Origin of the sequence: Halorubrum salipaludis, from assembly GCF_002286985.1 — an archaeon.
GTDB lineage: Archaea > Halobacteriota > Halobacteria > Halobacteriales > Haloferacaceae > Halorubrum > Halorubrum salipaludis.
Map to the genome: position 1 here is coordinate 107,023 of NZ_NSKC01000012.1, position 6,129 is coordinate 113,151.

Sequence of the window (6,129 nt, forward strand, 5' to 3'; positions counted from 1 at the left end):
AGATTGAGCAGGTCTATTGAGCCCGCAGAAGCCAGTGTAATATCTAGGATTACTTGACTGGCATTCTGTTCTCCAGTAGGGTGTGAGGCATCTTGTCTAAGATACGTACTACCGAGGAGGATGTCAAGTTGATCGAATTACTGATTGCCCCTCACCGGTTCAAGCGATTTCATCGAAAAGTCTGATTTCGAGCAGTACCGTTCCGCAACGTCCATTAGCGCTCGTGTACGCCGAATATCGGCGACGTTGTGGAGTACGACCGCTCCGAAATCACCAGTCTCCCACGCGTCGACGGCTTCGCTGCTCTCCCCAAATGGATCGACTGTGCCGTGGCCGGAAGCCACGAGCTCGCCATACACTCCAGTGAGGCTGTTCTCGCTCGTATTGAACCGTGAGGAGAAGACCTCCATCACGTCGATGTACGGTAGCTCGGCGAACGGCCACTCGCGTTCGTGATGACTTAACCGCGTTCGAAGGAATGGCAGATCGAATCCTCCTTTCCAGGTTTCCCCATTATACGCTACGAGTTTGACATCTCGCTGTGCGATCGTGGTATCGACGAACGTCTTGACGGCGTCCAACAGCGCGCCCTCATCGTCATGAACAGAGAGCGTCACTGGCGTAGTGAGATGGTCGTTCACGCGTTCTTCGATATCTGAGGCACACGCACTCCCGGCTGTATTGAGGAACACTCGCGAGCCGATCTCGGCGTCAAAGCCGACGACGGTCAACTTGTCAGTCGTCGAAAACCCCGTCGTCTCGATGTCGAATGCGATCGTCGCGAGTGTACTCATTGGGGTTCCTCGCTGGTTTCTTCATCGGATACTTGTGCATCGGTGCGCTGTTCGTCGAGCCGGTGTTCGAGCGCTTCGAGGCGTTCCTCATGGTCTTCCAATGTGGCCTCCTGTTCGAGATCGATACTGAACAGCGCCGGCACCAGTGGATTCTGATGGTTCAACAGTCCGCTCGCGTCGGCGTGCTCGCGGGCGTACTCGAACAGCCGGTCGAAGCGTGGTTGGTCGCGACGACGGAGTGCCCGACGGAACTCCGCCCAGCGCTCTTCGATGGCCCGCAGTGCATCCCGATATGTCGGGTTCGTGCGTCCCATTGTTAGCGCCCCCCAGATGCTGTCCACGCATCGAGGAGCGGCCTCGTGGTGAGCGACGTCGTCTCGCCGTCAGCAGTCACGCCTGTTCCGACACCTGCCGGAGTCGACGTCGACGACGAGGGTGTCGCCGGTTCGAGCCCGACCTGTGTCGCCCGCGCAGCGAGTAGCTGTCGCCAGTAGGCGAACGTGGTCTGGTAGTACGAACCGTCGTCGACGGGATAGACGAGTGTCTCGAACTCGTCACCGACGAGTCGCGGCCCCATCCGGGTTTGCTCACACTCAAGATGGTGCTTGGTGGCCGTCGCGACCGATGCTGTGAACTCATCGATCGTACTCCGAGTAACGAGTACCGGGACGTCGTAGCTGTCGGCGTACGTCGCTAGCCGAGCGAGGGTTCTCGCTTGCAGTGTTTCTGCGTGTTGCTCGCTGAGCGTCTCGTCGCTGCGGTACTGGGCGTCGACGGCCGGCGCAACGATGAGCGATGGGGTGTGTGGAGACGAGTTTTCGCTATGAGTCGATGACTGTCGACCGGATGTGCTGGTGACGGCGGTCGATTTCTGGATGGCATGGTTTACTGCCGTCGGGAGATTGTCGACAGCGCCGTAGTGCTGATACGCGGTGAATCCGCGTGCGACGTGGATCCGGTCGAGCAACCGCTGGCTCGGTGTGATCTGAGCCAGCGTCGTCGTCGTCGCGTGGCCGTTCGCATCAACCCAGAAGGCGGGCCCATCGTGTACCAGGAGATGGTCAAGCACGAGCGACTGGAGGATTGGGACGCCACGGCCGCGGTCAACGTCGAGCAGCGTGATGCCGTCGTCGAGTGACGGTAGGAGCATCTCTTCTGTGGCTGGGTCGACTTGATCAGCCAAGGTTCGATTGCGGTCTGCGCCCCGTGTCGGCTTGTCGGCCGTCATTCGGTTCGATGGTGGGTGATCTCCCATACTCGATAACTAGTCACGCTCTCAATAAGCGACGGCGCGGCGCTTCCGGACTTCCAGAAAAGAATGTACCAGACGTCAATTCGAACTCTGTCACCGGATCTTGGGGAGTGGTAGACTGTTTCCAAGACTCTTTCCGAGGTGGCTGCTATCTTTGACCGCCGAATTAACCAACATTTCGGTATGTCCCGGCAACTTGTTGGTTAATCCAGTTATCCTCATTGTGGCGCACCTCGTCGATGATATCTCTAGATATGATTATTCAGAATATGATTATTCAGAATATTTTATCTCACGCTCACTAATTCAGTGCTACTCGATGTACCATGTACTGACCGCGACTGGGTCATAATATATCACTTGCTGAGGATCTCAACAGAGCCTGTAATCCACGTTGAAGCCTTCGGACTGGTACGCGACTGACCGACGTTCTCCACTCTCTTGTCACTTGAGCCGTCCGACTTTGTGGCCCTGTTGCGTTTCTTTCGGAGCATCTGGACGTTCTTGTGAATCTCCGAGACGAGTGGCCCAACCCCGACACCGTCTGCCGATTCAACAGAGCATACCGGGACCGAACATCCGAACGTACAAGACACCGCCTCCCAAGAAATATACAGATGAGTGTGCCGCTGCGTGACATCAGTCTGGTCCGCGACGGTGAGAAGCAGCGCGCTCCGAATTTGATCGGTCTTGATGAATCGACCACGACGGTAGAAGGAACGCGATATACCATTGTAGTCGCCGTTCGTACTGCTCGAGAGGACGATATCTCTCTTCTCCGCGCACTTATTGAAAATGACCTCCAGCCGTTCAAGCACAAATCATCGTCACTACTCCGTTACGGAGATGTCTCTACAGAGGAGCGTGCTAGGCGGGTCCAAGGACTTATCGAGGATCTTCGATCGCTACCGGTCTCTTGGAGTGCCATCCTCTGGGAGGGCTCCGACAAGGCTACTGGACTCGCGACATGCGCAGTTACAGCTGCAAAAAAATCAATCACTAACCCACTCCAGGTGGGAGACCTTGCCCATGGATGTGGCAAAACGGCGTTCCTTCATGATGGTCGTGAAGATGCCCACAGCAATTATTTTCACCAGCTAAAGCGACAGATGCCTTCAGCATTCGACACCAGTTTTCAGCAGTCCATCTGTCCTGTTTTGTTAACGTTCATGGAGGGGGCTGATCGGACATATCCCGCAACGAATACGGCAGACTACATTGCTGGTCATATTACCCGTCTGTTGGAGAATGGTCGATCTGAGCTCCCACCCCAGGTTCTCGATTTTGACCCATCATGGGTAGATCCTGCACCTCAGGCAGAGGTTCCCTACCAGCTTGACTCGATTCGTCCGATTCGCGAAGAGGGCGTCCGCTCCCGAGTACTCGCTTGGATTTTGGGAAAAGGAATTCCGATGAATCCGTCGCCAACAAACCGGGACCCGTACCGCGATCACGTAAGCCAGATCGACGATGCCACTGTGCGATCCTATCTACTGGAGGGACTGTAGAGATGAAGACCGGATGTCGTCGGATCGTGAGCCACTACCTCACTATCCTAACCGGGAGAGGCGGCGCGTTACGCTAACCGCCTCCCCCGCATCCTCACGTGTACATAACTCGGTCCAAATGAAAAGCGTTGCTAACATGACCGGGAATTACTCATACAAGTACGGAAACTAGATTAACACACCCGTTAATCTTTTTCTCAAGCAGGTATTATGATTTGATACGATGAGCCAGCCCAAGGAGTACACAATATCAGACAAGACCGAACTGGAAATTGGTGAAGGATCATTTACTGCTCAGGAAAAAAACGCACTGCAATCTGTGGGGGTACTGAGTGTCAAATCGTACAGCAGTAGTGGAGGTGTAAATAAAGCGTATATCGATATTGAGGCACTTGCTAGGATGGCGTTTGAACACGATCTGCTTCGAAGCGTAGCAAGTAGGGTAGAAATTGATATTCTTGAAGCCTTCCGACGTAGCGATGAGAACACACTCACAACCTCTGAAATTGCCAGTATGACTGAGCGACCAAAATCAAGCATCAGTCGGGCACTTTCTCAACTGGTTGAGAAGAACAAATTGACAAAAGTTCAAGCTGGTGTATATCGACACCCCTAGTAGCTCTCGATCAAAACAAAATAGAATCCGGAGCCTCTGTTGATATCCTCCGTAAGTAGCAGATTCTGACCCGACTGCGTTCAATTCAGGGATATAGCCAACAATCAGTACACATACTTCTGTCGACGTTTCGTACCGTCAGAAGATCATCACTCCGTCGAGCGTGTCTGAACAGCGAATCCAATGGCGGCATCCATAACGAAGGGAATATATCTGAAGAAGGGGACTTGTACAAAGCCACGAGATACCTACTCCAAGCCTCTGAGTCACGACATCGGCGACGCAGCTGCTGAATCGACGAGTGAGTACTCACGATCTCGACTCGTGCCTTCTGCTTCGAGGAGGTTGTACTGTGCCATCTTCGAAAGGTAGGTCCGGACCGTGCGCTTCGTCCGCGGATCGTCGACCGCCTCAGTATAGCGGTCGTGGATCTCGCTGGGTCCGAGCGGGCCGTGGTCGCGAACAATATCGTAGACGACCCGCTGGTGTGGTGTGAGCGAGTCGAGACTCTTCTGCTTGATTTGGGCCCGAGCATCTTCAGCAGCGTCTCGGAGGATGTCGTTGGTGATCTCTTCGTGATTTTCGCGGTCAGCTGTGCTGGCTGCGCTGCGAAGCATCCCGATAGCCAGACGGGCATCACCAGCGGCGGCATCAGCGATCTGATAAAGCTGCTCGTCGGTAATGACGCCGTTTTCAAGCCCCCATTTCGTTCGAGCGCTCAGAATGTCGTAGAGTTGCTCGTTGTGGTACTTGTCCATCCGGACGTGTTCGCTGGAGCGAAGCCGGCTCACAAGGCGATCGTCGACGCGGCTGAAGAGCTCTTCTTCTTTGTTCGCGATACAGATCACTGCGAACTGCTCCATACTGTGGAGGTCGTAGATGAGGCTCGGGTCTTCGAGTTGGTCGACCTCGTCGAGGATGACGACGGTTCGAGGACCGTCGTACTGTTGGAGGCGATCAATGAGCTCGTCGTGAGGTGTCGACTGGCGGTGGATGTCTATCGTCGCGCCGATGTCGTCGAGGATCTGGTACAGCGTTCGGAAGCGGCTGTAGTTTCGCCAGCAATTCACGTAGGTGGCCTCGACGTCGAGCACTTCCTCGCGGAGCCGTTCGGTAACGAACTTCGAGACACAGGTTTTACCAACGCCGCTCGGGCCGGTGACGATGGCCGTGTCAGCCGGCTCGCCGTTCGTGATCGGTTCAAGAACGCTCGAGAGGTGGTTGACTTCGGCGTCGCGATGCTCGACTTCTCGAGGGACGAACCCGGCGCGGAGGACGCGAGCATCACGGATCATTTGTTTCTGCCAGAGTAATTTCCGGTCTGGTTATAAAAACCTCACCGGGGCAATTCCGGAAAGCTACTTATTGCGGTTGGATCCTTCTTCTATAGTGTCGACGTCTCCCGATTTTGATTGTGGAAACGCTCTGTTTCCGGAAACGTCCGAAAACTCACTCGGCGCGCTCTAGTTCGGCGTCCTCACCGTCGATCTCGATGATATCACCGTCGCCGACGTCCAGCGCGTCATGAAGCTTCTCGAGATGTTCGTCTGCCTCCTCGCGGAGCTCTTTCGCGGTGGTGAGATCAACCTCTCCATCTTCGAGTGTCTCGGCAATCTCTTCAAGTCGATCGATTGTCTCGGCGATGTCGACCTCAGCCTCACTCATGGTCGATAGTTATACAGACACGAGCGCATACCCCCGTCTTTAGGCCTGTCTCTTACCCATAACTCAAGCTCACCGAGAAAAATTAACCAAATTAAGACTAGGATAATCGGATTAGTCAGGAAAACAGCACTTCTGAGGTAAGCTCACAGGATTCGAGTTGGGAGACAGGCTGGAAGACTTGAGGAAGGTCTGAATCCACGGTGAGTTTGGCTGAATGAGCGGCCCGGCGCTCATTCAGCACCGAGTTCGTAGCCTTCTGCCCACATGCGGAGCTTTTGAAGCCCTTTCCACATC

General features: G+C 54.7%; 7 protein-coding genes. 2 read left to right on the forward strand and 5 right to left on the reverse strand.

What is annotated here, in order from left to right:
* Window positions 1–137: 137 nt before the first annotated feature.
* Genes CK500_RS15805 through CK500_RS15815 form a run of 3 tightly spaced genes read right to left on the reverse strand, consistent with a single transcriptional unit; the run spans window position 138 to window position 2,049 of the window.
* Window positions 138–794 carry a ribonuclease H-like domain-containing protein gene (locus CK500_RS15805; RefSeq protein WP_095638146.1) on the reverse strand — a complete coding sequence of 219 codons (657 nt, stop codon included), beginning with the start codon at window positions 792–794 and terminating at the stop codon, window positions 138–140.
* Window positions 791–1,108: a hypothetical protein gene (locus CK500_RS15810; protein WP_095638147.1), complete on the reverse strand. Its 318-nt coding sequence runs from the start codon at window positions 1,106–1,108 to the stop codon at window positions 791–793. The genes CK500_RS15805 and CK500_RS15810 overlap by 4 nt, the downstream gene beginning before the upstream one ends.
* Window positions 1,109–1,110: 2 nt before the next feature.
* A complete protein-coding gene (locus tag CK500_RS15815; RefSeq protein WP_095638148.1) occupies window positions 1,111–2,049 on the reverse strand; it encodes a P-loop NTPase family protein in 939 nt (312 codons plus the stop codon).
* A 614-nt stretch (window positions 2,050–2,663) separates the two neighbouring features.
* Here CK500_RS15815 and CK500_RS17030 point away from each other — a divergent pair.
* The gene (locus CK500_RS17030) at window positions 2,664–3,554 is read left to right on the forward strand and encodes a hypothetical protein (RefSeq protein WP_144049587.1); all 891 of its coding nucleotides are present in this window, start codon (window positions 2,664–2,666) and stop codon (window positions 3,552–3,554) included.
* 223 nt (window positions 3,555–3,777) lie between these two features.
* Window positions 3,778–4,170: a helix-turn-helix domain-containing protein gene (locus tag CK500_RS15820; protein ID WP_095638149.1), complete on the forward strand. Its 393-nt coding sequence runs from the start codon at window positions 3,778–3,780 to the stop codon at window positions 4,168–4,170.
* A gap of 266 nt (window positions 4,171–4,436) precedes the next feature.
* Here the strand turns inward: CK500_RS15820 and CK500_RS15825 are convergent, their stop codons facing one another.
* The gene (locus tag CK500_RS15825; RefSeq protein ID WP_095638150.1) at window positions 4,437–5,465 is read right to left on the reverse strand and encodes a Cdc6/Cdc18 family protein; all 1,029 of its coding nucleotides are present in this window, start codon (window positions 5,463–5,465) and stop codon (window positions 4,437–4,439) included.
* A 154-nt stretch (window positions 5,466–5,619) separates the two neighbouring features.
* The gene (locus CK500_RS15830) at window positions 5,620–5,835 is read right to left on the reverse strand and encodes an exodeoxyribonuclease VII small subunit (protein WP_094533750.1); all 216 of its coding nucleotides are present in this window, start codon (window positions 5,833–5,835) and stop codon (window positions 5,620–5,622) included.
* Between the last annotated feature and the right edge of the window lie 294 nt (window positions 5,836–6,129).

Coding starts and splice junctions, on each gene's coding strand:
- CK500_RS15805 (WP_095638146.1), bottom strand. CDS start 794: ATGAGTACACTCGCGACGATCGCATTCGACATCGAGACGACGGGGTTT.
- CK500_RS15810 (WP_095638147.1), bottom strand. CDS start 1,108: ATGGGACGCACGAACCCGACATATCGGGATGCACTGCGGGCCATCGAA.
- CK500_RS15815 (WP_095638148.1), bottom strand. CDS start 2,049: ATGGGAGATCACCCACCATCGAACCGAATGACGGCCGACAAGCCGACA.
- CK500_RS17030 (WP_144049587.1), top strand. CDS start 2,664: ATGAGTGTGCCGCTGCGTGACATCAGTCTGGTCCGCGACGGTGAGAAG.
- CK500_RS15820 (WP_095638149.1), top strand. CDS start 3,778: ATGAGCCAGCCCAAGGAGTACACAATATCAGACAAGACCGAACTGGAA.
- CK500_RS15825 (WP_095638150.1), bottom strand. CDS start 5,465: ATGATCCGTGATGCTCGCGTCCTCCGCGCCGGGTTCGTCCCTCGAGAA.
- CK500_RS15830 (WP_094533750.1), bottom strand. CDS start 5,835: ATGAGTGAGGCTGAGGTCGACATCGCCGAGACAATCGATCGACTTGAA.